The sequence below is a fragment of the uncultured Tateyamaria sp. genome (assembly GCF_947496075.1).
Taxonomy (GTDB): Bacteria; Pseudomonadota; Alphaproteobacteria; order Rhodobacterales; family Rhodobacteraceae; genus Tateyamaria.
Map to the genome: position 1 here is coordinate 150,640 of NZ_CANMBJ010000002.1, position 24,627 is coordinate 175,266.

Annotated in this window: 25 protein-coding genes; 19 read left to right on the forward strand and 6 right to left on the reverse strand. The window is 59.1% G+C overall.

All coding sequences use genetic code 11. The features are described from left to right. Nucleotides 1-5: 5 nt before the first annotated feature. Nucleotides 6-782 (forward strand): ATP-binding cassette domain-containing protein, encoded by a 777-nt coding sequence (locus Q1A51_RS04625; RefSeq protein WP_299599386.1) that lies wholly within the window; start codon nt 6-8, stop codon nt 780-782. A gap of 61 nt (nt 783-843) precedes the next feature. Then, nucleotides 844-1,845 carry a LacI family DNA-binding transcriptional regulator gene (locus Q1A51_RS04630; RefSeq protein WP_299599384.1) on the forward strand — a complete coding sequence of 334 codons (1,002 nt, stop codon included), beginning with the start codon at nt 844-846 and terminating at the stop codon, nt 1,843-1,845. A 66-nt stretch (nt 1,846-1,911) separates the two neighbouring features. On the opposite strand, the gene Q1A51_RS04635 is transcribed toward Q1A51_RS04630, so the two are convergent. Beyond that, nucleotides 1,912-2,643 carry an endonuclease/exonuclease/phosphatase family protein gene (locus Q1A51_RS04635; RefSeq protein WP_299599382.1) on the reverse strand — a complete coding sequence of 244 codons (732 nt, stop codon included), beginning with the start codon at nt 2,641-2,643 and terminating at the stop codon, nt 1,912-1,914. A gap of 41 nt (nt 2,644-2,684) precedes the next feature. Between Q1A51_RS04635 and Q1A51_RS04640 the strand changes: the two genes are divergently transcribed. Further along, entirely contained in the window at nt 2,685-3,338 is a 654-nt protein-coding gene (locus Q1A51_RS04640; protein ID WP_299201635.1) for a hypothetical protein, read from the forward strand. 134 nt (nt 3,339-3,472) lie between these two features. On the opposite strand, the gene Q1A51_RS04645 is transcribed toward Q1A51_RS04640, so the two are convergent. From Q1A51_RS04645 to Q1A51_RS04655, 3 genes are read right to left on the reverse strand one after another with little or no spacing between them, the layout of a single operon-like run. Next, nucleotides 3,473-4,627, reverse strand: a complete 1,155-nt coding sequence (locus Q1A51_RS04645) for a Gfo/Idh/MocA family oxidoreductase (protein ID WP_299599379.1) — start codon at nt 4,625-4,627, stop codon at nt 3,473-3,475. Nucleotides 4,628-4,630: 3 nt separating this feature from the next. Further along, the gene (locus Q1A51_RS04650) at nt 4,631-5,527 is read right to left on the reverse strand and encodes a TIM barrel protein (RefSeq protein WP_299599377.1); all 897 of its coding nucleotides are present in this window, start codon (nt 5,525-5,527) and stop codon (nt 4,631-4,633) included. A 15-nt stretch (nt 5,528-5,542) separates the two neighbouring features. Further along, nucleotides 5,543-6,646, reverse strand: coding sequence for a Gfo/Idh/MocA family oxidoreductase (locus tag Q1A51_RS04655; RefSeq protein ID WP_299599374.1), 1,104 nt, complete (start codon nt 6,644-6,646; stop codon nt 5,543-5,545). 115 nt (nt 6,647-6,761) lie between these two features. Between Q1A51_RS04655 and iolD the strand changes: the two genes are divergently transcribed. From iolD to iolG, 6 genes are read left to right on the forward strand one after another with little or no spacing between them, the layout of a single operon-like run. Continuing rightward, complete coding sequence (gene iolD, locus Q1A51_RS04660; protein WP_299599372.1) at nt 6,762-8,630, forward strand: 3D-(3,5/4)-trihydroxycyclohexane-1,2-dione acylhydrolase (decyclizing); 1,869 nt, start codon at nt 6,762-6,764, stop codon at nt 8,628-8,630. After that, nucleotides 8,630-9,475: a phytanoyl-CoA dioxygenase family protein gene (locus tag Q1A51_RS04665; protein ID WP_299599370.1), complete on the forward strand. Its 846-nt coding sequence runs from the start codon at nt 8,630-8,632 to the stop codon at nt 9,473-9,475. The genes iolD and Q1A51_RS04665 overlap by 1 nt, the downstream gene beginning before the upstream one ends. Next, nucleotides 9,472-10,452 (forward strand): 5-dehydro-2-deoxygluconokinase, encoded by a 981-nt coding sequence (gene iolC / locus Q1A51_RS04670; RefSeq protein WP_299599368.1) that lies wholly within the window; start codon nt 9,472-9,474, stop codon nt 10,450-10,452. The genes Q1A51_RS04665 and iolC overlap by 4 nt, the downstream gene beginning before the upstream one ends. A 14-nt stretch (nt 10,453-10,466) precedes the next feature. Then, nucleotides 10,467-11,321, forward strand: coding sequence for a 5-deoxy-glucuronate isomerase (locus tag Q1A51_RS04675; RefSeq protein ID WP_299599366.1), 855 nt, complete (start codon nt 10,467-10,469; stop codon nt 11,319-11,321). Then, nucleotides 11,318-12,145, forward strand: coding sequence for a class II fructose-bisphosphate aldolase (locus tag Q1A51_RS04680; protein ID WP_299599364.1), 828 nt, complete (start codon nt 11,318-11,320; stop codon nt 12,143-12,145). Before Q1A51_RS04675 ends, Q1A51_RS04680 begins: the two co-directional genes overlap by 4 nt. Nucleotides 12,146-12,149: 4 nt before the next feature. Beyond that, a complete protein-coding gene (iolG, locus tag Q1A51_RS04685) occupies nt 12,150-13,145 on the forward strand; it encodes an inositol 2-dehydrogenase (protein WP_299599362.1) in 996 nt (331 codons plus the stop codon). A 3-nt stretch (nt 13,146-13,148) separates the two neighbouring features. Here the strand turns inward: iolG and hemN are convergent, their stop codons facing one another. Then, nucleotides 13,149-14,501, reverse strand: a complete 1,353-nt coding sequence (hemN, locus tag Q1A51_RS04690) for an oxygen-independent coproporphyrinogen III oxidase (protein WP_299599360.1) — start codon at nt 14,499-14,501, stop codon at nt 13,149-13,151. An 80-nt stretch (nt 14,502-14,581) separates the two neighbouring features. Between hemN and fnrL the strand changes: the two genes are divergently transcribed. The 10 genes from fnrL to ccoS all read left to right on the forward strand — a co-directional run bounded on the left by fnrL (nt 14,582) and on the right by ccoS (nt 23,699). After that, entirely contained in the window at nt 14,582-15,301 is a 720-nt protein-coding gene (gene fnrL, locus Q1A51_RS04695; RefSeq protein WP_299202531.1) for a transcriptional regulator FnrL, read from the forward strand. A gap of 81 nt (nt 15,302-15,382) precedes the next feature. After that, complete coding sequence (locus Q1A51_RS04700) at nt 15,383-15,790, forward strand: universal stress protein (protein ID WP_299201667.1); 408 nt, start codon at nt 15,383-15,385, stop codon at nt 15,788-15,790. Between the two features lie 115 nt (nt 15,791-15,905). Next, complete coding sequence (ccoN, locus tag Q1A51_RS04705; RefSeq protein WP_299201670.1) at nt 15,906-17,531, forward strand: cytochrome-c oxidase, cbb3-type subunit I; 1,626 nt, start codon at nt 15,906-15,908, stop codon at nt 17,529-17,531. 13 nt (nt 17,532-17,544) lie between these two features. Then, nucleotides 17,545-18,270 carry a cytochrome-c oxidase, cbb3-type subunit II gene (ccoO, locus tag Q1A51_RS04710; RefSeq protein WP_299599357.1) on the forward strand — a complete coding sequence of 242 codons (726 nt, stop codon included), beginning with the start codon at nt 17,545-17,547 and terminating at the stop codon, nt 18,268-18,270. Between the two features lie 9 nt (nt 18,271-18,279). After that, nucleotides 18,280-18,471 (forward strand): cbb3-type cytochrome c oxidase subunit 3, encoded by a 192-nt coding sequence (locus Q1A51_RS04715; protein WP_299201676.1) that lies wholly within the window; start codon nt 18,280-18,282, stop codon nt 18,469-18,471. Between the two features lies 1 nt (nt 18,472). Further along, on the forward strand, nt 18,473-19,345 hold the full coding sequence (gene ccoP / locus Q1A51_RS04720; RefSeq protein ID WP_299599355.1) for a cytochrome-c oxidase, cbb3-type subunit III: 873 nt from the start codon (nt 18,473-18,475) through the stop codon (nt 19,343-19,345). Between the two features lie 184 nt (nt 19,346-19,529). Further along, nucleotides 19,530-20,963: a cytochrome c oxidase accessory protein CcoG gene (gene ccoG, locus Q1A51_RS04725; RefSeq protein WP_299599353.1), complete on the forward strand. Its 1,434-nt coding sequence runs from the start codon at nt 19,530-19,532 to the stop codon at nt 20,961-20,963. 2 nt (nt 20,964-20,965) lie between these two features. Next, nucleotides 20,966-21,424 (forward strand): FixH family protein, encoded by a 459-nt coding sequence (locus Q1A51_RS04730; protein ID WP_299599350.1) that lies wholly within the window; start codon nt 20,966-20,968, stop codon nt 21,422-21,424. Continuing rightward, nucleotides 21,421-23,547 carry a heavy metal translocating P-type ATPase gene (locus Q1A51_RS04735; protein ID WP_299599348.1) on the forward strand — a complete coding sequence of 709 codons (2,127 nt, stop codon included), beginning with the start codon at nt 21,421-21,423 and terminating at the stop codon, nt 23,545-23,547. Before Q1A51_RS04730 ends, Q1A51_RS04735 begins: the two co-directional genes overlap by 4 nt. A gap of 2 nt (nt 23,548-23,549) precedes the next feature. Then, nucleotides 23,550-23,699: a cbb3-type cytochrome oxidase assembly protein CcoS gene (gene ccoS, locus Q1A51_RS04740; protein ID WP_299201691.1), complete on the forward strand. Its 150-nt coding sequence runs from the start codon at nt 23,550-23,552 to the stop codon at nt 23,697-23,699. Here ccoS and Q1A51_RS04745 read toward each other — a convergent pair. Further along, the gene (locus tag Q1A51_RS04745) at nt 23,696-24,625 is read right to left on the reverse strand and encodes a 3-keto-5-aminohexanoate cleavage protein (RefSeq protein ID WP_299599345.1); all 930 of its coding nucleotides are present in this window, start codon (nt 24,623-24,625) and stop codon (nt 23,696-23,698) included. The genes ccoS and Q1A51_RS04745 overlap by 4 nt on opposite strands. Nucleotides 24,626-24,627: the final 2 nt, after the last annotated feature.

Below are 24,627 nucleotides of genomic sequence, written 5' to 3' on the forward strand. Positions count from 1 at the left end.
GCACCATGAACGACGACATAGTTCTCGAAACGCGGAGTCTTACCAAACACTATGGTGGGGTGCACGCACTCAACGACGCGAACTTCACCCTGAAAAAGGGGGAGCACGTGGCGATCATGGGCGACAACGGAGCGGGCAAGTCTACCTTTGTCCGCCAGATCACCGGGGTAGAACAACGCACGCGGGGTGATATTCTGTTCTACGGCGAACCGGTAGAATTCGACGGCCCACTTGATGCCCGTAAGGCAGGCATTGAAACAGTGTTCCAAACGCTTGCCCTGGCGGACGACCTGGACGTACCCGACAATCTGTTCCTAGGTCGCGAAAAGACCAAACTGGATTGGCTCGGACCTTTTCGCCTGCTCGACTACAAGGCGATGCGGCAAGCCACGATGGACGGGCTCGAAAAGACGGCTGTGAAAATTCCCAATATCCGCAACACCATCCGCAACATGTCTGGTGGACAGCGGCAATGCGTAGCGATTGCGCGGACGGCCACCTTCCACTCGCGGCTCACCATCATGGATGAACCAACTGCGGCGCTGGGCGTGCAGGAAACGGCGCAGGTTGAAAACATCATCCGAACGCTGAAAGAAGCGGGCGAACCGCTGATCCTGGTCAGTCACAACATGCGGCAGGTGTTTGACTTGGTGGACCGGATCGTGGTTTTCCGGCGCGGACGCATTTGCGCGAACCTACGCAAGGAAGACACTGATGGCCAAGACGTGGTCGCCTACATCACCGGCGCCAAGACGCAGGAAGGGTACGAGGACGCGGCCTGAAGAGGTGTGCGACCTTGGGTGCGGCCCGGACGGCGACCAAGTCGGTGCGAGGGTCTGATCTATGGCTGTGACGCTTAAGGATGTGGCCCAACGGGCAGGTGTGTCTCGCTCTGCTGTGTCCCGCTGTTTCACACCTGGCGCGTCGATCAGTGGCAAAACGCGGGAAAAGGTTGAAAAGGCCGCGGCTGAGTTGGGCTATAGTCCCAATGCTCTGGCCTCATCCCTCACAACGGGCCGGACCAAGCTGGTCGGCGTGATCTCCAACAACTTCCACAACCCGATCTTCTTGGAAGTGTTCGATCTCGTTACGCGCGAATTGCAGAAGCGCGGCCTGCGACCTTTGTTGGTCAATCTTTCGGACGAAACCGACCCGTCGAACTCTGTCCGCCTTCTTCAGCAATACTCTGTGGACGCGGTGATCGTGGCGTCCTCTACGCTGCCCGTCAGCTTTGCTGAAAGCTTTCACGAAGCGGGCATGCGTGTGGTTCATTCCTTTGGCCGCCTCACGGACGCGCCGAAGATAAACGTACTTGGCATCGACAATATTGAGGCTGGTCGGATCGCTGCGCGAGAGTTGATCAGGCGCGGTTACAGGCGGGTCGGGTTCTTGGCCGGACCCCTCAGTGCCACCTCAACCCGCGACCGCCACACCGGTTTCGTTGAGGAGCTGGGGCGCCACCCCGAGATGTCGCTTTCGGTCAGCTATGCTGCTGCCTACTCGTTTAGTGCGGGCAGGGATGAGATGGCGCGCCTTCTCTCCATGGGGCCAGCCGAGGCATACTTCTGTGGCGACGATGTGCTGTCCATCGGCGCATTGTCGGCGATCAAAGATGCTGGGCTGTCTGTTCCGGATGACGTCGGTATCCTTGGCCTCAACAACATGGAAATGGCTGCGTGGGAGTTGATTGACCTCACGACGATTCACAACCCGATTGACGACATCGTTCGCACTTCTGTCGATCTGGTCGAAGCGATGCTGGATGGCGCGGAAACCGTGGCACAATCCCTGACCTTCGATTGCCATGTGGTTGAGCGTGGCACCTTGCGCCCGGTTTTGACCTGACTGAGCGAACGACCCGATGAAGTGGCTGTCTGGCCGATTGCGTCGGGTACAAAGCGGCTTACCCGGTCAGGCCTTCGCGGACAACGACGGCCTTGGCAGCATTAGATCTGCCCAGATGGGCAGGTGATCCGACGCGAGCTTTGCCAGTTTCCCTTGGTCGACACCCGCGTCGGCTACCTTGATGGCGCTGGAATGCGCGATGCGATCCAACGCAGCGACCGGACGTGCTGCGTGAAAAGACTGGCCGGGGCTTAGAACGGTAAATTTCGGCGTCAACGGTTCTAGCCCCCTCCGGGCGGACCATTCGTTGAAATCGCCCAGGATAATCGCGTCATCGACGTCCTGAACTTGCGTGGCCAATCTCTCGAGTTGAAGCCGCCGGTGCCGACGCATGAGGCCAAGATGGGCACCCATGACGGCAACCGACAAGGGGCCGAGATCAACTTCAAAATAGACCGCACCACGCGGCTCGAGCCCGGGCAGGTCGATCCGTTTTACACCAGCCGCCTCAATCCCCTTGCGTAAGAGAATGGCATTCCCGTGCCAGCCTAGGCTGACGTCGTTTTGCGCAGTTGGCAGAACCTCAAAGTCGGTGTCTGTCTCGATCATGCGGAACGGCAACGCTGCGGGTCTATCGCCCAGCCTTCTGTCAGCTTCCTGCAATGCTATGACGTCAGCGCCCAGCTCGTTCAGAACGTCTAGGATGCGGCCCGGATTTCGTTGGCCATCCAGTCCGCGCGCCTTGCGAATATTATAACTGGCAAAACGCAGTGTCGGGGGGATGCTAAGCTCGGCCATGGTGCTTACGTATGTAGTGATATTTGAAAAAGAATAGGCCCATGGACCGGCTCAGAAACCAAAACCCTATCTTGTTGATCCTATGGGGTGTCCTGCTTGCGGCGTCCCTTGTTGCTCTTGTCGTCGGCTTTTGGGAACTGGCATTTGTCGCTCTGTTGACGCTTGGGCTCTGTATGGCACCACTTTTTCTGGCTTCCCGATACTCCATTACCGTGCCTTTTCCCTTTCTGATTGCCACGACACTCTTCATCAGTGGTTCCATTTTCATGGGTGAGGCGTTTGGCTTCTATGAGCGTGTCTGGTGGTGGGACCTAGCTCTGCATGGGTCCTCGGCCATCGGGTTCGGTTTGATTGGTTTCTTGTTCATTTTCATGTTGTTCGAAGGTGATCGCTATGCTGCGCCGCCGGTCGCCATCGCGTTTCTGTCCTTCTGCCTTGCCGTGACGGTCGGCAGTCTGTGGGAGATTTTCGAGTATGCGATGGACTCGATCTTTGGTCTCAACATGCAGAAAAGTGGCCTCGACGACACGATGGGCGATCTTATTGTAAATGGCATCGGGGCGATCATCGGCGCCGTCAGTGGGTATTTTTATCTCAAGGGGCGTGAAAGACGTTTGTTTGCGCCCTTCATCAGACAGTTCGTTGATGCCAACCGGAACCTTTATCACCGGGCAAAAGACAAGCTACGCCGCTAAGGCATCTCTCCATGCGCCCAAGCATCGCCTGCACTGGGTCCGGCACGGTGTCCACTGTGAGGTGGAGACAGATTCACTTTGGTAGGCAATGTGTTGCGGTCACCCCAGGGGTAACCGCATGCCGACTGTTCAGCCTATCGAAACATCGGTGGCCGCGCATCCAGCCACGCGCCGTCCTGCTTGCCACTTTCAGCCACCGCGAACACGGCAGCCATTGACCGCAGCCCGTCCTCAGCGCGCGGGTAAAGGTTCGCTGCCGGGTCCATCAACCGACCCTCTTTGCGTGCGCAGATTGCTTCGGCCAGATCGGTATAGATATTGGCAAACGCAAGCGGCATTCCCTCGGCATGGCCGATGGTGACACGGGTTGTGCGATCTGCCTCTGGTGACAGGTTCGCCTCGCCCCGTTCGATCACCCGCAGGCGTTCATTCAGCGGCATATAGTAAAGCTGGTTTGGTTGCTCCTGGCTCCACCTCAGACCGCCTGTTTCCCCAAAGACTTGAATGCCTAACCCATGCTGGCGCCCGATGGCCACGGAGGAGGTCCAAAGTCGTCCAACGGCCCCGCCGTCCATGCGGAAGTTGACCATGGCGTCATCTTCCAGCGTGCGCACGTCGATGCAGGACACCGTATCGGCGCTCAGTTTCTCGACGTCTTGCCCTGTGACGAAGGAGGCCATGTGCAGCGCATGGATGCCGCAATCGGCAAACTGCGCGGACACCCCCGCCTGTGCCGGGTCATAGCGCCATCGGACGCGGGGGTTGTCCGCGTCCGTCGCGTCAGCATGGTGACCATGAGCGAATTCAGCAACCACCAGCCGCACCTTGCCGATGTCGCCGCGTGCGATCATGGCCCGCATGTGCCGGACAAGGGAGTAGCCGGTGTAGCCGTAGTTCACGGCGCAGATGTTGCCGGTTTTCTGGGCGATTTCGACGATCTCTTGCCCTTCCTCGACGGTCATGGTCATCGGCTTTTCGCAGAGCACGTGGAAACCGCCTTCGAGGAAGGCTTTGGTGATCTCGTAGTGGGTGGCGTTGGGCGTGGCGACGGTGACAAGGTCGATGCGGTCGTCGCGCTTTTGCTCGCCTTCCAACATCTCTTGCCACGAGCCGTAGGCGCGGTCGCCCAAGCCTAGACGCTTGCCGTAATCACGTCCTTCTTCAGGCCGGTGATCGAGCGCGCCCGCGGTGAAGTCGAAAAGCCCGTCCAGCCCGGCTCCGAGCCGGTGAGCCGGTCCGATCTGGCTGCCTTCACCGCCGCCGATCATGCCCCATTGCAGCTTTGCCATGGCTCAGGCTCCTTCAAATCCGATGGATTGCAGATAGGCGCGGTTCAGTTTCGCGTCGTCGATTGGTGACGTGTCGCCCGCCGGGTCGCAATCCTGTTCAACCGTGCACCAGCCGTCGAACCCGTTGTCCAAAAGCACTTGCCTAGCCGCAGGGAAGTCCACATCCCCGTCGCCTAAATTGCAGAAAATGCCCTGACCGCAGGCGTCGTAAAAGCCGGTGCGTTTGGTGATGACGTCGGCCTTCACCTTCGGGTCGATGTCCTTGAAATGCATGTAGCTGATGCGGTCGATATGACGTTTCATGAAGGCCACCGGGTCAAAGCCCGCATAGGAGTGGTGCCCGGTGTCAAAGCAGATTTTCAGGATGCTCTCATCAACCTCGTCTAGCAGGCGCTCCAACTCAGGTTCAAAGTCAATGAACCCAGCTGCATGGGCGTGCATGCCGACCGTCAGCCCGTATTCCTCTGCCCCCATCTTGGCGACTGTCGCGATGCGGTCACGGAAGGCGGTCCACTCCGCCTTGTCCATCTGCTCGGCCTCATCCGCGCGCCCCGCGGTGGGGGCACGGCGGTCTGAGATGCTGTCGATCAACACCAGATGCTGCGCGCCATGGGCCTTGAGCGCTTTGCAGGTGCGCACCGCGCCGTCCATGACGTCATCCCACGCATCCGGATCATGGAAGGGACGGAAGACAACACCGCCCACCAATTCCTGCCCGAACTCCTCAAGCGCGTCGCCCAAGGTGGCAGGGTCTTCTGGCATGAAGCCAACAGGCCCCAATTCGATCCCGGTATAGCCTGCATCCGCGTTCTCTTGCAGTACCTTGCGCCATGCGGGGTTGCGCGGGTCGTCCGCAAATTCCACGCCCCAGGAACAGGGGGCATTGCCGATCTTGATCATGGTGTTTGCCTTTGTTCAGAAATCCGCCACGTTGACCCAGGCCTCTTTCCGAGAGGACGCAAGGGCCGCAGCCACAACTTGATTGACCCGCAGACCTTCTTCGAATGTGGGCCAGACGGGATCGCCCGTATGGATGGCCGTCAGAAAGTCCTTGGCTTCGATGATGATCTGGTCCTGATAGCCGGTGCCGTGACCGGGGCCCTGACAGAAGGGCAGGTAGTCGGGATGCGCGGGGCCGGTCAGGATCTTGCGAAATCCGCGCTCGGCCTCTGGCCCGTCCGCGGTGTAGAGCCAGAGCGAGTTCTGGTCCTCGCCATCGAAGCGAATGGCACCGCCCGTGCCGTAGATGTCATAGGCGTAGCCCATCTTGCGCCCAGTTGCTACGCGGCTGATGAAGAGGCTGCCGTTGATGCCGGAGGCAAAGCGCAGGGTCAGGTAGGCCTGATCGTCATTGGTGACCTGCACGCCACCCCGCTCGGGATGCACAGTTTCGACCCGCGCAAAGAGCGCCTCAATCGGGCCCATGAGCGCCTGCGCGCAGTTGATGGGGTGGGGGGCCAGATCGCCCATGCAGCCATTGGCGTCACCCTGCGCCCGCCACGTGCCGGGGTCGTTTGGGTCGGCAAAGAAATCTTCGGTCATCTCGCCCCTGAAGGACGTGACCTGCCCGATGCGTCCCTCGGCCACCAGTTTACGAGCATATTGTGTCGCCGGTGTCTTGGCGTAGTTGAAACCCACCATGTTGGCGACGCCCGCCGCCCTGGCGGCAGCGACCATCTCGCGTGCATGATCCGGTGTCTCAGCTAACGGTTTTTCGCACAGAACAGGCTTGCCCGCTGCAAAGGCTGCGAGTGCAATGTCGCGGTGCGTGTCTTGAGGCGAAGCGATAACGATGGCATCGACTTTCGGATCATCGACCAACACGCGCCAATCATCCGTCGCGCGCGCGAAGCCATAGGTCGCGCGGTACTTCTCAGCGGACGTTTGCGATGTGGCGCACACCATTTCCAGTCTTGGACGCAAGGCGGTGTCGAACACTGCGGCTACAGCGCCAAACGCCACCGCGTGGGCTTTGCCCATATAGCCTCCGCCGACAATGCCAATCCCGATCTCCGCCATCCGGGCCCCTCCAAAAAGTGTTTGCAACCGGTTGCAATACCGGTATCGTCATTGCGACAGACGGGTCAATACAGAATCGTCGATAAATGAAATCGCGCAGCCATGGGAGGATAGAATGGCGGGCAGCGACACGGTGCGTCTAACGACAGCGCAGGCGATCATCCGCTATCTTGCGGCACAGTACATCGAGATCGACGGGCAAGAATGGCGCCTTTGTGGTGGTGGCTTTGGCATCTTTGGCCATGGCAACGTGACGTGCCTTGGCGAGGCGCTCTATGACCACAAGGACGTGCTGCCACTGTATCGCGGGCAGAACGAGCAGAGCATGGGATTCGCGGCGGCAGGCTATGCCAAGACGTGGTTGCGCCAGCGGTTTATGTTCTGCACCGCCTCTGCCGGACCTGGCACGGCGAACCTGCTTACGGCCTCGGCCCTGGCTCATGCCAACCGGCTTCCGATGCTGATGCTCTGCGGAGATACGTTTATCACCCGCTTGCCGGATCCGGTTCTGCAGCAGCTTGAGCATTTTGGCGATCCTACCTTTGGGGTGAATGACGCGTTCAAGGCTGTCACACGATACTGGGATCGCATCACGCATCCCGCACAGATCATCCAGTCACTGCCCAATGCGATTGCGACGATGCTGGACCCTGCCGATTGTGGGCCAGCCTTCCTCGGGTTGCCGCAGGATGTGCAGGGCTGGGCCTATGACTACCCAACCGTGATGTTCGAGGAAAAGGTGCACCGCATTCGGCGCCAGTTCCCGGATGCCGCAGAGGTGGCGGATGCCGCCGCGGCACTGAAAGCAGCCAAGCGGCCCGTGATCATCGCGGGCGGCGGCGTGCAGTATTCGCGGGCAGTGGAAGAACTTACATCCTTTGCGGAGGCACACAACATCCCTGTGGTCGAAACCATCGCGGGCCGTGCCAACATGATCGACACGCATCCATTGAATTGCGGGCCCATTGGCGTGACGGGATCGGACAGCGCCAATGCAGTGGCCGAAAAAGCAGATGTGATCCTCTCGGTCGGCTGCCGGTTGCAGGACTTCACAACCGGATCCTGGACCGCCTTTGCACCTGATGCCCAAATCATCGGTCTGAATGCCGGCCGGCATGACGCGGGCAAACATCGGTCGTTGCCCGTCGTAGGAGATGCCAAGCTGGGGCTTGATACACTGGGAGCGGCGATGACGGGTTACACGACGCCATCCGGTTGGGTCGACTTTGCCAAGGGTGAGCGTAGCAAATGGGTCGCCTATGTCGCGGACAACGTAGCTCATGGGAACCGTCCCAATTCCTACGCGCAGGCGATTGGCGTCGTGAATGCCAGCTGTGATCGGCGCGACCGGGTGGTCGCAGCAGCCGGTGGGCTTCCTGCTGAAGTGACCGCCAACTGGCGCACCCTGGACATCGGGACCGTGGATGTGGAGTTCGGCTTTTCCTGTATGGGCTATGAGATTGCGGGGGCATGGGGCGCGCGGATTGCGCAGGCCGAGAGAGAGCCAGATCAGGATGTGATCACCTTTGTTGGGGATGGGTCATACCTGCTGATGAACTCGGACATCTATTCGTCGGTTCTGTCGCGGAAGAAGATGATTGTGCTTGTCCTCGACAATGGTGGCTTTGCGGTCATCAACAAGCTGCAGAACAACACCGGCAACGAGAGCTTCAACAACCTGCTGAGTGATGCGCCGACGATCCCGCAAGCCTTTGCCGTGGACTTTGAAGCACATGCTGCCAGCATGGGAGCATCGGCCGAGACAGTTGAAAATCCTGCTGAACTGGGCGAGGCGTTCAAGCGGGCGAAGGCCAGCGAGACGACCTATGTCATTTGCATGAAGGTCGACGCCTATGAGGGGTGGACTACCGAGGGCCATGCCTGGTGGGAAGTGGGCACGCCACATGTGACAGACAATGAAAAGGTTGCTGCTGCCCATGAAGATTGGGAATCGTCACGTCCGAAACAGCGGAAGGGCGTGTGATGCAAAGCTTCACGGCTGAAACGGCTGATCCCGTTGCGATTTGCGAAGAGTTGCTGAATGGTTCCGGCGCGGTGCGCATCAAAGGTCTGTTCTTGCCTGAGCAGATCGCCGATGCGCGGGCGCGCATCATGGCGCATTCGAACGGAGAGGGTGAGAAGGTCACTCACTTCCAAGGCGCGGCGATTGAGGAGGGCCGCGCCAACCTGCAGCGCCGTGTCTGGAACCTGCTGGCCAAGGGCGATGTATTCTCGGACATGGCCACGCACCCTGTCATTATGGCGGTGCTGCGTCGCTGGTTGGGGTCAGAGTTCATCATGGGGTCGATTGCGGCGAACCGCCTGTTACCGGGTGGGCCGGGGCAAGAGCCCCATATTGACTTTCCCTATTGGGATTTTCACCAACCCGACACGCATCCGATGGGCCTGAACGCCAGTTTTCCCATGAACGCACAGGTGACCATCGCGCTTGATCCCTTCACCGAGGAAAGCGGCGCGACCGCCTATCTGCCCGGGTCGCAAAAGGACATGCGCTATCCCACGGCAGAGGATCGCGACCATTTCTACGACAACTGCGCTCGCATGACGGGCGAGCCCGGGGACACAGTGATCTTTTTTGGCGCGGCGTGGCATTGTGCCATGCCAAACAACGCCGATCACGACCGCAACGCATTGCTGATCAATTACATCCCGAAATTTGTCAAACCGCTGGAGGATATGCCGGGGGCTCTGCCACAATCCTTCCTTGATGCAGCCAGCCCCGAGATGCGGCAGCTTCTGGGTTTCAATTACAAATACCCGGAAATTCTGGATGATGCTGATGCTGTGAATGCTGAGGGGATCAAGTGAGCGGGCTTCTGGAGGGCATAAAGGCCAATGACTTTGTCATCGTGGGCCGGGCAGGGATCGATTTCTTCACAGATGTTGGTGTGCGCGCCGAGGATGCGGAACGCCTGACCGTGGATCTTGGGGGGTCGGCGGCGAATATCGGCGCGGGCATCTGCAAGCTGGGAGGCAAGGCGGCTCTGGTGACATCGGTGTCAGACGACTCGGTGGGCAGCTACTGTGTGAACCGCTTGCAGCACTACGGCGTGAACACGGATCATGTGCAGCGTGTGGGTGGAGAGTTCCGCAACTCGCTGGCTTTCTATGAAAGCGTGCTGGAGGGGCACCGGAACGTCATCTACCGCAACGGCGCGGCTGATTTTCAGATGACCATGCAAGATGTCGAAGCAGTGGACTACTCCAAGTTTGGCGCACTGATCACTGCGGGGACTGTGTTTGCGGCTGAGCCGTCGCGGACCGCCACCTTCCGCGCCTTTGACCTGGCCAAGACGGCAGGCTTGCCGATCATCTTCGACGTTGACTACCGCCCGTACTCTTGGCCCTCAGCAGAGGTTGCGGCCGATGTTCTCAGCCGCGCAGCCGAAGCCTCGGACATGATTGTGGGCAATGACGAAGAGTTTGGATTCATGGCGGGCGGCATGGACAAGGGACTGGCCAAGGCCAGAGCCTTGTCAGAGACGACTGCTGAAATCGTGATCTACAAGATGGGTGAGAACGGGGCTGTCACCTATGCGGGCGGTGAAGAGATTGCCACTGGCATCTACCCGGTTACGGCGGTCAAACCAAACGGTGCAGGAGACGCGTTCATGGCGGGTCTCATGACCGGAATGGCCGATGGGCGCGATCTGAGAACTGCAATCCTTCGTGGGTCGGCTTGCGCCTCAATCACCGTCTCGCAACCGGGTTGCGCGCCCGCGATGCCCACCCCCGACCTGCTTGATGATTTCCTGACCAACCATCCCGGTCCGACACCAACGTAAAAGGAGGCACGCCGATGCATATCGCGCCTTACGACAACCAGAACAAACCGATCGTGGATGCCGACGATGCCACTGTCCCTCTCAACTACTTCAATATCGTGAAGCTGAAAAAGGGCGAGGCATTTGAATATGCCGTACCCGGCTACGAGACATGCATCGTGCCCGCGACCGGCACCGTCGATGTGAATGTCGAAGGGTTCAAGGCGGATGCCTTGGGCGGGCGCGGCGTAGATGTGTGGGATGGCGAACCCGAAGGCGTCTACGTGCCCACAGCGGCCAAGGCCGAGATGGTGTGCACTTCGGACGAGGCTGAGGTTTTCGTGGCGGGTGCCAAATACGACAAGGTGCTCGACGCCTTTGCCGTACGCAATGACGAACTGGATCTGGTGCAATACGGCTCTGACGACACCAAAACGCACCGCAAGATCAAGCATATCCTGGGCACCAAATACCATGACAAGGTCGGCCGCCTGCTGGTGTCCGAACTGTTCACGGTCGGGCAGGGTGGTTGGTCCGGCTTCCCCAGCCACAAGCACGACACCGACCGGTCCGAAGGCGGTGAGATCATTGAGACGCGCCACGACGAGACCTACAACTTCCGCTTCCGTCCCAACCACGGCTCGGGCGTGCAGATGCTGCAACGGAACGACAATACGGCGGGCGACGCCTATCACATCGTGGATGGCTCCACGATCTGCCTCGACAACGGATACCACCCCTGCGCGGTGCTGCCGGGCTACGAGATGTATTACTTTACCATCCTCGGTGGTCTGAGCCAGCGCAGCCTGGTGCAGTATTTCCAACCCACCCATGCCTACCAGATTGAGACGATCCCAGGCATCAAGGACATGATCGCGAAGTTCAAATGACCCTTGCAACACTGGCAGAGGTGCTGGGCCCGGCCAAGGCCCAAGGCCACGCTGTGGCTGGTCTGGTCACGCTGGGCTGGGAAGACATGCGGGCCTACGTCGCGGCGGCGGAGGCGGAGGCATGCCCTGTTATCCTGCAAGCCGGACCGTCCTGCCGGGAACACACGCCACTGCGGGTGCTTGGCAAGATGTTCCGGCATCTGGCCGAAGGTGCAAGCGTGCCAGTCGTGGCGCATCTTGACCATGGGTACACCTTCGACGAGTGCAAAGAGGCGCTCGATAGCGGCTTCACGTCGCTCATGTTTGATGGCTCGCGCAAGCCGCTGGCCGAGAACATTGCCGAGACGGCGGCTATTGCCGAGATGGCACACAAGGCGGGTATTTCCTGCGAAGGTGAGATCGGGTTCGTCGGCTATGACAACGGTGAGGCTTCGGCGGGCACGGATCCGGACGAGGCTGCGTTATTCTCCCGCGAGACGGGCGTGGATGCCATGGCGATTTCGGTTGGCAACGTGCACTTGCAAACCGATCAATCAGGCGGCTTGGACGAGGACCGTATCGCGGCCATCCAGGCGGTCACCGATGTGCCTTTGGTTATTCACGGTGGGTCTGGCGTGCCCGCCGCACAGCGCCGCAAGCTGGCGACCCAAACGAATATTTGTAAGTTCAATATCGGGACTGAGCTGCGCCAAGCTTTTGGCAACGCGCTCCGCGATGCCGTGAACAGAGACCCCGACCGGTTCGATCGTGTGCAAATCTTGAAAGATACGCATGATCCGGTGGTCGCAGCGACGCGCACCGTCTTGCAGACAATGAGAGGCTAAGCCCATGATTAACATCGCACTTTTGGGCTGTGGCCGTATTGGGCAGGTCCATGCGCGCAGCCTGATGGGGCTGGAAGGTGCCCAAGTCGCCGCTGTCGCCGACGCCATGCCAGAAGCTGCCAATGCGCTTGCTGCGCGAACCGGCGCTCAGGTCATGGGGGTCGAAGACATTCTCGCGGCGTCGGACATCGACGCGGTGGTGATCGGGACACCGACGACCACGCATTACGACTTGATCCATGGGGCTGCGCGGGCGGGCAAGGCGATCTTCTGCGAAAAGCCCATCGACCTGAACGCGGGGCGCATTCGAGATTGTCTTGCTGTGGTCGAGCAGCACGGCGTGCCTTTCTTCATCGCTTTCAACCGCCGTTTCGACCCGAATTTCCGGACCCTCAAAGGGCAAATCGATGAGGGCCGCATCGGGAAAGTTGAGATGGTGACGATCCTGTCGCGCGACCCGTCGCCGCCGCCCATCGGATACATCAAGACATCCGGTGGTCTCTTCCGCGATATGATGATCCACGATCTTGATATGGCGCGCTTCATGTTGGGTGAAGACCCGGTGGAGATTTTTGCCCATGGTTCGTGCCTTGTGGACCCAGAAATTGGGCAGGCTGGGGATGTGGACACTGCGATGGTCAGCTTGCGCACAGCATCGGGCAAGCTCTGCCAGATATCGAATTCCCGTCGCGCGACCTATGGCTATGACCAGCGGATCGAAGTGCATGGAGAAAGAGGGATGCTTCGGGCGGATAACGTTCTGACCTCGACCGTTGAAGTGTCCGACGCGCAGGGCTTCACCCGTGCCCCGACCGAGCCGTTCTTCCTTGAACGGTACGCAGCCGCATATACCGCAGAGATGCAGCATTTCGTCGAGGTCGTTACAGCTGGTACTTCGCCAAATCCAAGTGGCGTTGATGGATACAAGGCACAAGTGATGGCCGACGCGGCGCAAGCCTCCTATGAAGGAGGCGTGCCGCAAGCCCTGACATTCGACTAAACGTCAGATTGCAGCGCTGTAAGTGCGATCATCGGATTTTTCGTTCTGATCGGTGGTCAAAGTGCCAGCGATCATCCGAACCAGTGGGTGAGCCCACCGCGCAATGCTGAGCGTCCTGCCGTTCCAGGTCACGGCGTCGCCAAAGCGTTCGACAATGTGCAGAATGGCGGTCAGGATGATTTGCTCTGCCAACTGCGCGTCGGACAGTGTTGCGGTATGGTAGCACATCAGCTGTTCGACCAGATCGGCTTTCAGATGGTCCGTGTCGCTCAATTCATAACCACGCCACAAAGCGGATTGCCCCGCTTCGACCTGCGCGGCGTATTTGCCGGTGACTGGAATGTTCTGCGCAAATCCCTGCGGATAGGTTGAAATGGCCGAAGCGCCCAACCCGATCAGGTAGGGCGCCCTGTCGTCGGTGTATCCCTGGAACGAACGTGTCAGGCGTTTGTCGAAATAGGCTTGCGCCAACGCATCGTCAGGCCGTGCGAAGTGGTCGATGCCGATCTGAACATAGCCTTGGCCCAGAAGGGTCCTGCGGGCCAGGTCAAACAGGGCAAGGCGTTGTTCAGGTTTGGGCAGTGCATCACTGGGTATCAATGATTGGCGTTTGGACATCCAAGGCACGTGGGCATATCCAAAAAGCGCAATCCGCCCGGGATCCATCTCCAGCGCTGCTTCGAGGGTTGCCGACAGCGTCTTCTCTGTCTGGAAGGGCAAACCATAGAGCAGATCGAAATTCAGTGCGTTGATGTCCAAACCACGGAGTTGCTCAACGACGTCGGCTGTGAGGTCGCGGGATTGATGTCGACCAATTGCTTTTTGCACTTGAGGGTCAAAATCCTGAATACCCAGACTGACCCGTGACATGCCGTGCTTTTTCAGCATCGCCAGCCGCTTTGGGCCAACATCCGTGGGGTCCACCTCGACGGAAAATTCCTCAAGTTGGTCAAGTTCCCAGATGTCGTTCAGACCGGTTAACAGGTGATCCAGCAGGGAAGACGACAGAATCGTTGGTGTCCCGCCGCCCAGATGCAGGCGCCTTGGACGTACCCTGTTGGCGAAGCTGTCACGGGCCGACTGTGCCTCGGCTAAAATCCGCTCAACATACGGTGCCAACGGGGCATCGTTTCTCGTGCCTTGGGTTCGACAAGCGCAGAACCAGCAAAGTCTGCGGCAAAAGGGAATGTGGACATAAAGGGAAATCTCTGCATCCTCGGGAGCAGTGGATTGCCAAGTGCGCACGCATTCCTCACCGACAGCATCGCTGAACCAATTCGCGGGCGGGTAGCTGGTAAAGCGTGGCACCTTGGCGTCAAAAAGCCCATGACGGCGGAGGTCTGATACGTGTTTCATGCTCTTAAGCTGAGTGATCTGTCGGCACCACGCATTGACACAGATCAACGGAGGGTGTGGTGAACAAAGTGCTGCCCATCATGGAAAGCTGTGCAAGCTGCCCGATCCGTCACCGCGCCGTGTGCGCGCGTTGCGATGATGACGAACTGGAACAGCTGAACCAGATCAAGTTTTATAAGACATATGCCGCAGGCCAGACGATCGCCATGCGAGGGGATGCGCTGGATGTGGTGGCTTCAGTCGTTGCAGGTACGGCAACACTGGAACGCGCAATCGAAGATGGTCGGACCCAATTGGTTGGCTTGTTGCTGCCGTCAGACTTCATCGGCCGGCCCGGGCGCGACACGTTGCAATATGATGTTACGGCTGTGACAGATGTCACGCTGTGCTGTTTCCAACGTAAGCCCTTTGAGGCGTTGTTGATCCGTATTCCCCATGTTCAAGAACGGTTGCTGGAGATGGCCTTGGATGAACTGGACGCCGCTCGCGACTGGATGCTCTTGTTAGGCCGCAAGACAGCGCGTGAGAAGATCGCAAGTTTCCTTATGCTCATTGCCAAGCGCACCGTTCACCCGGATGGACGGGTTCTGGGGGACCTGTCGCGTATCGAATTGCCGATCAGCCGCGAGGCGATGGCAAACTTTCTGGGCCTCACTATCGAGACAGTCAGCCGCCAGTTTACCGGCTTGCGCAAGGACGGTGTGATCGAGCTGGATGGCAACCGGAGTGTGCGCATTCCTGACCTTGAGACGCTGTTGCTGGAAAGCGGTGACGATTCAGATGGTGGGCCCCTGATCTGACGTTGGCTTGATCCAAATCAACGCGGCGGTGCGACGCCTTCGCTATCCCTTCTGACCGAAAGGCCAAAGGAGGGCTTGCACATGTATTCCAACATCCTGATCCCCGTCTTGTTCGGCGAGGGACGCGATCATCCGCAGGCTGTGGCCGTCGCCAAGCATCTTGCATCTGAGGGCGCGCGCATAACGTTGCTGCACGTGATGGAACAGTTGCCCATGTACGCCGCTGAATACGTGCCGGCGGATACGGTGGCGGGCAATCGGGAGCGGATTGCAACGCGGTTGAAGATGATGGCCAGTGAATTGCCAAACGGGCAAAGCGCCGTGATTGAAGGCGCAACCGGTCGCAGTATCACCGACTACGCCGAACAAAACGGTGTCGATCTGATCGTCATTGCGTCCCACCAGCCTGCTTTGTCCGATATCCTGCTGGGGTCGACAGCAGCGTGGGTCACGCGTCACGCGAAGTGTGCGGTGCATGTAATTCGGTAAATCGGCCTCTCTTGATCCAGATCAACGCGGCCCGACGCGGGCGCATCTAATCAGCCAACATACGAACAGGTCTGTTGTCCCCGCGGGGACAGCACGCAACCGCGAAGGACGAACCATGTGGGACTATGTTAAATTGATCTTGCTGGGTCTGGTTGCTCTGGTCGCTGCAATTGCAGCGGATTGGGGCCACGATCTGGCCTATAAACTGCATGCCGCGCTGATCATGTTGATCGCCGGTGGCATGTTCATCTGGCAATTGCGCCAGATCGGCGAAACGCGCGCTGTCGTTGATGACACCGGTTACATGGACAACGTTGTTCGTGCGGGTGTAATCGCCACCGGCTTCTGGGGTGTCGTCGGATTTCTGGCGGGGGTGTTCATCGCCTTTCAGCTTGCTTTTCCCGGCCTGAATTTTGATTGGGGCCAACCTTTTACAAATTTTGGTCGTCTACGCCCACTGCACACCTCTGCGGTGATTTTTGCGTTTGGGGGCAACGCCCTCATCATGTCGTCCTTTTACATCGTTCAACGCACCTGCGGGGCACGGCTCTGGGGCGGTAACACCGCCTGGTTCGTTTTCTGGGGCTACCAGCTGTTCATCGTGATGGCTGCGACCGGCTACCTGCTGGGGGCGACGCAGTCCAAGGAATACGCCGAACCTGAGTGGTATGTGGACATCTGGCTGACCATCGTTTGGGTCGCGTTTCTGGTTGTCTACATGGGCACGATCTTCAAGCGGCAAGAAAAGCACATCTATGTCGCCAACTGGTTCCTTCTCGCCTTCATCATCACCGTAGCGATGCTGCATATCGTCAACAACCTGAGCATTCCGGTTTCGCTGCTGGGCTCCAAGTCCGTGCAGGTCTTCTCGGGTGTACAGGATGCCATGACGCAGTGGTGGTATGGCCACAACGCAGTGGGCTTCTTCCTGACTGCCGGGTTCCTGGGCATGATGTACTACTTCGTGCCGAAACAGGCGGGTCGTCCGGTCTACAGCTACAAGCTGTCCATCATCCACTTCTGGGCGCTGATCTTCCTGTACATCTGGGCGGGTCCGCACCACTTGCACTACACCGCATTGCCTGACTGGGCATCGACCTTGGGCATGGTGTTCTCAATCATCCTGTGGATGCCGAGCTGGGGGGGCATGATCAACGGCCTGATGACGCTGCAAGGCGCATGGGACAAGTTGCGGACTGATCCGATCATTCGGATGATGGTGATTTCGCTGGCCTTCTACGGCATGTCCACCTTCGAAGGACCGATGATGTCCATCAAGGCCGTTAACTCGCTCAGCCACTATACCGACTGGACCATTGGTCACGTGCATTCCGGCGCACTTGGCTGGAACGGCATGATCACCTTTGGTGCGCTCTACTTCCTGACGCCGCGCCTGTGGGGCCGCAAGCAGATGTATTCGATGGCTGCCATCGACTGGCACTTCTGGCTCGCGACCATCGGTATCGTGCTTTACGCGGCATCGATGTGGGTGACCGGCATCATGGAGGGCCTGATGTGGCGCGAAGTCGATGCCCAAGGGTTCCTGGTGAACTCGTTCGCCGACACCGTGAGCGCGAAGTTCCCGATGTATGTGGTGCGTGGATTGGGTGGGGTCCTGTACCTGACCGGTGCCTGCATCATGGTCTGGAACATGTGGATGACCATCCGGGGCGGCCAGCCCGTCCGGGTGGCCCCGCCCGCGGCACCTGTTGCTGCCGCTCAACCTGTACAAGCCGCATAAGGGAGACCGAAACATGGCTTTTCTCAAGCGACACCAGGTTCTGGAACGCAGCCCGACGCTTCTGTTCGTCTTCTCGCTGCTCACTGTATCGGTCGGCGGCATTGTGGAGATCGCACCGCTTTTTTACCTCGAAAACACGATTGAAGAGGTGGAAGGGGTGCGACCCTACAGCCCGCTGGAATTGGCCGGGCGAGACATCTACGTTCGCGAAGGCTGCTATGTCTGCCACAGCCAGATGATCCGCCCCATGCGGGACGAGGTTGAACGCTACGGGCACTACTCCCTGGCGGCTGAATCGATGTACGATCATCCGCATCAATGGGGATCGAAGCGGACCGGGCCCGATTTGGCCCGTGTGGGTGGACGGTACTCGGATGCGTGGCATGTCGATCACCTGATGGACCCGCAATCGGTTGTGCCTGAATCGATCATGCCGAAATACGCCTTCCTCGCGGATGCGGTGATAGATGGCGAGCACATCGAGGATCTGGTCAAGACCCACCGCTTTGTGGGCGTGCCCTATACCGATGAGATGGTCGCAGCCGCTGCCGACGATTTTCGGGTTCAGGCCGATCCCGACGGCGATTGGGATGGTCTGGTCGAGCGCTACCCCGGCGCGGTCGTGTCCAACTTTGACGGCCAGCCTGAGCTGACCGAGATGGATGCGCTGATTGCTTACCTGCAGATGCTGGGCACCTTGGTCGATTTCTCGACCTTCACGCCTGATCCAAGCCGATAGGAGGTTTTGATGGACACGTATTCCTTCCTGCGAGAGTTGGCTGACAGCTGGGTGCTTTTGGCGATGGTGATCTTCTACATCACCGCCTGCCTTTGGGCCTTCCGTCCCTCGGCGCGTGCGGCCAATGAAGAGGCGGCCGGTATTCCACTGCGAAACGACACTGATGCGCATCTTGCAGCGCAAGAACCGGAGGCCGACTAATATGGCTGACAAACAAGAAATTGATGATGTCACCGGGACCGATACCACCGGACACGAATGGGACGGCATCAAGGAACTGAACAACCCGCTGCCGCGGTGGTGGTTGTGGACCTTTTACGGCACGGTTGTCTGGGGGTTGGCATACACCATTGCCTATCCTGCGTGGCCGCTGATCAATTCGGCCACGACGGGCTTATTGGGATACTCCACGCGCGCAGAAGTTGCCGAACGGATTGCAGAAGTGGATGCGCAGAACGCGGAATTGACTGAACGTCTGGCGTCTGCGGATTTGGCGACACTTGCGCCTGACGATCCTGCGCACCGGTTCGGTGTTGCAGGCGGTGCTTCGGTCTTTCTTGCTCATTGTTCGCAGTGCCATGGGTCCGGTGCTGCAGGCGTTCAGGCGGCAGGCTATCCCAACCTGCTGGATGATGCCTGGCTGTGGGGTGGCACGCTGGAAGACATTGAGTACACCGTGAGGCATGGTATTCGGAACGAGACCGACCCAGATGCGCGGTGGTCTGAGATGCCAGCGTTCGGCGACATCATGTCAGACGAGGAGATCGGCCAAACCGTTGAGTACGTCCTGTCCCTATCTGGCCAGGACCATGATGCAGCCATGGCTGAACAGGGCATGGTTTGGTTCCAAGAGCAGTGCTCTGCTTGTCACGGCGACAACGGTGAAGGCATCCGGGAACTCGGCGCGCCTACTCTGAACGATGCGATTTGGCTTTATGGCGGGGATCGCGAAACCCTGATCGAGACGGTGACCTATTCACGCTTTGGTGTGATGCCAGCTTGGGGTCAGCGTTTGGACGAAGAAGAGATCAAGGCAGTCACCTTGTATCTGCACCAGTTGGGCGGCGGCGAGTAACCCTCGCCGTATCGCTCCATGCTGCGTATCGGGCTCGGGCCCATCCAGGAGGGATACGCGGCGCTCCCGGTCTCTGTCCTGTTCGTACCAAGCGGGGACCGGGATTTCTCCCCATGCTTGATCCAGATCAAGGTGTTGGCCGTGTGGGCCATGCAGTTTGAACCTACGAACAGGACAATTGACAATGACACAATCTCCGGCCTCTCCGCCGTCTCTTTATGTCGCGCGTGAACCGATCTTTCCCCGTCGGGTGAAAGGCAAGTTCCGTACGCTCAAATGGTGGATCATGGGCGTGACGCTTGCGATCTACTACCTGACCCCATGGATCCGCTGGGACCGTGGTCCGAACCTTCCTGATCAGGCCGTTCTTGTCGATTTGGCCGGGCGTCGTTTTTACTTCTTCTGGATCGAGATTTGGCCGCACGAGTTCTACTTCGTCGCGGGCCTGCTGATCATGGCTGGGCTTGGCCTGTTCCTTTTCACATCTGCTTTGGGCCGCGTTTGGTGCGGTTATACATGCCCTCAAACCGTGTGGACCGACCTTTTCATTCTGGTGGAGCGCTGGATTGAGGGCGATCGCAATGCCCGTGTCCGCCTCTGGAACGCTGACTGGTCGTTGCGCAAGGTCCGCCTTCGCGTCACGAAATGGATAGTGTGGTTCCTGATCGCAATGGCGACAGGTGGCGCCTGGGTTTTTTACTTCGCGGATGCTCCAACCTTGGCTGCTGATTTAATGACGTTCAGCGCACCCTTGGTCGCCTATTCCACCATTCTGATCCTCGCTGCGACCACCTTTGTCTTTGGCGGCTTCATGCGCGAGCAGGTCTGCAATTACATGTGCCCCTGGCCGCGCATCCAGGCGGCCATGATGGACAATGACACGCTGACCGTTGCCTATCGTCACTGGCGGGGCGAGCCGCGCGGCAAACACATCAAGGCGGAAGGGGCGGACCAGCTTGGCGATTGCATCGACTGCATGGCCTGCGTGAACGTTTGCCCTGCTGGTATCGACATCCGCGACGGGCAGCAGATGGAGTGCATCACTTGTGCGCTGTGCATCGACGCCTGTGACGAGGTGATGGAGCGGATCGGCAAGCCACGCGGTTTGATTGACTATCTGGCCCTGTCGGATGAAGAGGCCGAAACCCAGGGCGCGCAGCCGCGCCCGATCTGGCAGCATGTGCTGCGCCCGCGTACCATCCTGTACACAGCGATGTGGTCGCTGATCGGTGTGGCACTGGTCTATGCCTTGTTCATTCGTTCGGACATCGACCTGACGGTCGAACCTGTGCGCAACCCGCAGTTCGTAACACTGTCGGATGGAGCGGTGCGTAACACCTACACCTTGCGTATTCGCAACCTGACGGCAGAGGATCGCGACTTCCGGGTCATGCTGACATCAGAGGAGATCCTGCGCATCGATGTCGAAAGTGATGGGGCGGTCGCCAACCACGTCACCGTTCCCGCCAATGAAACACTGCAGGCGCGCGTCTATGTCATTGCCCGCCCGCAGGATGCAGCGGCTGATGCCGAAACCACCGATCTACGTTTGTGGGTCGAGGATGTGGAAACAGACGACCGTGCAGGCGTCGCCACCATCTTCAACGGAAAGGGCTAAGGATGCAGATCAAGGAACTCACCGGCTGGCACGTATTGGCCATCTTCGGGACGGCGTTTACCATCATCATCAGTGTAAACCTTACGCTTGCTTTCCAGGCCGTGCACACTTTTCCGGGGCTTGAGACCAAGAATTCTTATGTTGTCAGCCAAGCCTTTGAAGAGGACCGTGCCGCTCAGGAAGCGTTAGGCTGGCAGGTGTCGGCAGATGCGGAAGACGGAACACTGGCTCTACACATTGATGATGAAATTGGTCCAGTGGTTGCCACGATCACATCTGCGACTCTGGGGCGTGCCACCCATGTGGGTGAAGATCTAACTCCGACCTTTCGCCACGATGGTGCCCGGTTTGTGGCTGACATTCCCGAGCTGGCGTCTGGAAACTGGAACCTGCGTCTGACTGCGGTTGCGCCAGACGGAACAGACTTCCGCCAGCGTATTGTCCTTCGGGTGCAGCGATGAGTGTTGCCTCCTGCCCAGGCTGCATAGCCGCTGGTGAGGTCGCTGAAACGGTGGGCCGCGATGCGGGTCTTCCGACGCATGAGCTGATAGTGCCGGGCGTTCACTGCGTTGCCTGCATCCGATCGGTTGAAGGCTTGCTGAATGCCCGCCCTGATATCGCGGCTGCGCGCGTGAACCTTAGCCGCAAGCGAGTGGCAATCACAGCGGAACCGGGGATTGATCCCGCGCCATGGATCGAGGCCCTGACCGATATCGGGTTCGAGGCGCACGAGGCCCGCGATGCTGGCAATCGCGGCCAAGACGATGGACTGACCATGCGCCTTGGCATCGCCGGTTTTGCGATGATGAATGTCATGCTGCTGTCGGTGGCCGTGTGGTCTGGCGCGACCGATGCCACGCGCGATTTCTTCCACTGGATATCAGCAGCGATTTCATTGCCTGCCGCAATTTATTGTGCGCAGCCGTTCTTCCGTTCGGCAGTGTCTGCCCTGCGTGGCATGCGGCTGAACATGGATGTACCGATTTCACTTGCCATCATCCTGGCCTGTGGCCTGTCTCTTTACGAGACGTCTCAGGGTGGAGAGCACGCGTATTTCGACGCGGCGTTGTCACTGACGTTTTTCTTGCTTGGTGGCCGTGTGCTGGAAAAGCGCATGCGGCAAGCTGCGCGTTCGGCGGCCGCTGATCTCGCGGCACTTGAACCTTTGCGCGTGACGCGCATCGACGGTGAAACCCGGGTGAGTGTCCCTGTCGATGATGTGGCCGAGGGTGACACGCTTTGGCTGGCTGCCGGGGCGCGCGTGCCAGTGGATGGTGTGCTGAACAGCGATGCAGCGCAGGTGGATCGCAGCGCGCTCACTGGGGAAAGTGACGAGATTGCAGTGGCGCGTGGTGCTGCCCTGACGGCGGGAGAAATCGTTCTGACCGGCCCGGTCACAATGCGCACAACCGTTGCCGCCAAGGGATCGACCCTGCGCCGACTGATCCAGATCGCGGCCCATGCCGAAAGCTCCAAAAGCCGCTATACCAGCCTTGCCGACCGGGCTGCGGGCGTCTATGCACCGCTCGTCCATGGTCTGTCTTTTGCTGCATTCATAGGCTGGTCCATGGCGACGGGTGACATGTATCACGCCCTCAAGATCGCCATTGCCACGCTGATTATCACATGCCCCTGCGCCTTGGGTCTTGCTGTCCCGGCGGTGGCGACCGTTGCAACCGGGCGATTGTTCCGCATGGGCTTGCTGGTCAAATCCGAGACGGCGCTGGAGCGTTTGGCAGAGGTGGATACGGTTGTTTTTGACAAGACCGGCACACTGTCTGCGGCAGCGCTTGTACCATCCCAAGAGATGCCGGTTGAGGCACGCGAGATACTTAAAGCGTTGGCGCAGGCTTCGGCACACCCACTGAGCCGCTCCGTTCTGCCTCTGCTAAAGGATGTCAGGGTCGCTGATCTTGAAGGCATATCCGAGCACCGCGGCAACGGCGTTTCCGGGCTTTGGAACGATCAGACGGTGCGTTTTGGCAATGCCGTCTGGATCGGAGCTGGTCAGGGCACCGTCCTGCAAGTCGGCGATATGATTTACCCTCTTGAAAGGCGTGAACAAATTTTTACGGATGCCGCCGATACTGTCGAGCGCCTTCGAGAGATGAGCTTTGATGTGCATATGCTGACCGGTGACAGCGAGCGGAACGCGACACGTGTCGCTGCAGAATTGGGCGTCACCCATGTGCACGCCGAGGTGGACCCGGAGGCCAAGCAGGACCTGATCGAGCAGTTGCAGACCGAAGGCCGCAAGGTCGTCATGGTCGGCGACGGCCTGAACGACACGCTGGCCCTGACGCGGGCTTGGGCGTCCATTGCGCCGGGCACTGCCTTGGAGGCCAGTCAGAACGCGGCAGATGTTGTCCTTTTGGGTCAGCATCTGTCCGGTATTCCAGCGGCAATTGGCATCGCGCGCAGTGCAAGGCGGCGCATTCTTGAGAATTTTGCGCTGGCGGCCTGTTACAACGCTGTGGCGATCCCGCTGTCCCTTGCTGGTTTCGCATCACCGCTGATGGCAGCGCTTGCAATGTCCACCAGTTCCATCACTGTTACCTTGAACGCTCTGAGAACAAAGGCATAGCCATGAATGTTCTTGTTATCCTGGTTCCGTGTTCGCTCATCCTTGGGCTTGGTGCACTGGTGGCCTTCGTCTGGACGATGAAGAGCGATCAGTATTCTGATCCCGAAGGTGATGCCCAGCGCATCCTGTTGGACGATGATGAGACGACCTAGAACGCGACGCGATCGCCACCTTTGAGGTCCAGAATGTCCCGGGCTTCATCTGGGCTTGCAACCTCGCAGCCCAAGTCTTCGACGATACGCCGGATTTTGGTGACTTGTTCGGCATTCGACTGCGCGAGCCGTCCACGTGTGATAAACAGGCTGTCTTCCAACCCGACCCGCACATTGCCGCCCATTTGGCTGGCTGTGGTGGCAAGGGGCATCTGCGCAGCGCCAGCCCCGAGCACCGACCATCGGTAGTCGTCGCCAAAGAGCCGGTCGGCGGTGCGTTTCATGAAGATCAGGTTATCAACCTCGGGCCCGATGCCGCCCAGAACGCCGAACACGAATTGTAGGAAAACTGGTGCCTTGAAGAGGCCGATATCCATACAGAATTTCAGATTGTACAGGTGGCCGACGTCATAGCACTCATGTTCGAACTTGATGTCGTGCGGTGCCAGTTCCGTTGCTGCCTGCTTGATGTCTGCAAAGGTGTTGCGGAAGATGTTGGCTTCTGATCCCGCGATGTATTCCTTCTCCCAATCGTGCTTCCACGTGTCGTAGCGGTCGGCCAACGGGTGAAAGGCAAAATTCATCGATCCCATGTTGAGCGAGCACATCTCGGGGCTGAATCGGACCGCGGCCTTGATCCGATCCTTGATAAGCATGGTCGGCGCACCACCGGTGGTGATGTTCAACACCGCGTCTGTCGATTGCTTCACACGGCCGAGAATGCCCACGTAGTGCTCTGGCTCAACTGATGGGCGGCCATCTTCAGGGTCGCGGGTGTGCAGGTGCAGAATTGATGCACCTGCTTCCGCCGCCGCAATGGCCTGTTCCGCGATGTCATTGTGTGTGATGGGCAAGTGGTCGGACATGGTTGGGGTGTGAATGGCCCCAGTGACCGCGCAGGTGATGATCGTTTTTTGCTTGGCCATGG

Coding starts and splice junctions, on each gene's coding strand:
- Q1A51_RS04625 (WP_299599386.1), top strand. CDS start 6: ATGAACGACGACATAGTTCTCGAAACGCGGAGTCTTACCAAACACTAT.
- Q1A51_RS04630 (WP_299599384.1), top strand. CDS start 844: ATGGCTGTGACGCTTAAGGATGTGGCCCAACGGGCAGGTGTGTCTCGC.
- Q1A51_RS04635 (WP_299599382.1), bottom strand. CDS start 2,643: ATGGCCGAGCTTAGCATCCCCCCGACACTGCGTTTTGCCAGTTATAAT.
- Q1A51_RS04640 (WP_299201635.1), top strand. CDS start 2,685: ATGGACCGGCTCAGAAACCAAAACCCTATCTTGTTGATCCTATGGGGT.
- Q1A51_RS04645 (WP_299599379.1), bottom strand. CDS start 4,627: ATGGCAAAGCTGCAATGGGGCATGATCGGCGGCGGTGAAGGCAGCCAG.
- Q1A51_RS04650 (WP_299599377.1), bottom strand. CDS start 5,527: ATGATCAAGATCGGCAATGCCCCCTGTTCCTGGGGCGTGGAATTTGCG.
- Q1A51_RS04655 (WP_299599374.1), bottom strand. CDS start 6,646: ATGGCGGAGATCGGGATTGGCATTGTCGGCGGAGGCTATATGGGCAAA.
- iolD (WP_299599372.1), top strand. CDS start 6,762: ATGGCGGGCAGCGACACGGTGCGTCTAACGACAGCGCAGGCGATCATC.
- Q1A51_RS04665 (WP_299599370.1), top strand. CDS start 8,630: ATGCAAAGCTTCACGGCTGAAACGGCTGATCCCGTTGCGATTTGCGAA.
- Q1A51_RS04675 (WP_299599366.1), top strand. CDS start 10,467: ATGCATATCGCGCCTTACGACAACCAGAACAAACCGATCGTGGATGCC.
- Q1A51_RS04680 (WP_299599364.1), top strand. CDS start 11,318: ATGACCCTTGCAACACTGGCAGAGGTGCTGGGCCCGGCCAAGGCCCAA.
- iolG (WP_299599362.1), top strand. CDS start 12,150: ATGATTAACATCGCACTTTTGGGCTGTGGCCGTATTGGGCAGGTCCAT.
- hemN (WP_299599360.1), bottom strand. CDS start 14,501: ATGAAACACGTATCAGACCTCCGCCGTCATGGGCTTTTTGACGCCAAG.
- fnrL (WP_299202531.1), top strand. CDS start 14,582: ATGGAAAGCTGTGCAAGCTGCCCGATCCGTCACCGCGCCGTGTGCGCG.
- Q1A51_RS04700 (WP_299201667.1), top strand. CDS start 15,383: ATGTATTCCAACATCCTGATCCCCGTCTTGTTCGGCGAGGGACGCGAT.
- ccoN (WP_299201670.1), top strand. CDS start 15,906: ATGTGGGACTATGTTAAATTGATCTTGCTGGGTCTGGTTGCTCTGGTC.
- ccoO (WP_299599357.1), top strand. CDS start 17,545: ATGGCTTTTCTCAAGCGACACCAGGTTCTGGAACGCAGCCCGACGCTT.
- Q1A51_RS04715 (WP_299201676.1), top strand. CDS start 18,280: ATGGACACGTATTCCTTCCTGCGAGAGTTGGCTGACAGCTGGGTGCTT.
- ccoP (WP_299599355.1), top strand. CDS start 18,473: ATGGCTGACAAACAAGAAATTGATGATGTCACCGGGACCGATACCACC.
- ccoG (WP_299599353.1), top strand. CDS start 19,530: ATGACACAATCTCCGGCCTCTCCGCCGTCTCTTTATGTCGCGCGTGAA.
- Q1A51_RS04730 (WP_299599350.1), top strand. CDS start 20,966: ATGCAGATCAAGGAACTCACCGGCTGGCACGTATTGGCCATCTTCGGG.
- Q1A51_RS04735 (WP_299599348.1), top strand. CDS start 21,421: ATGAGTGTTGCCTCCTGCCCAGGCTGCATAGCCGCTGGTGAGGTCGCT.
- ccoS (WP_299201691.1), top strand. CDS start 23,550: ATGAATGTTCTTGTTATCCTGGTTCCGTGTTCGCTCATCCTTGGGCTT.
- Q1A51_RS04745 (WP_299599345.1), bottom strand. CDS start 24,625: ATGGCCAAGCAAAAAACGATCATCACCTGCGCGGTCACTGGGGCCATT.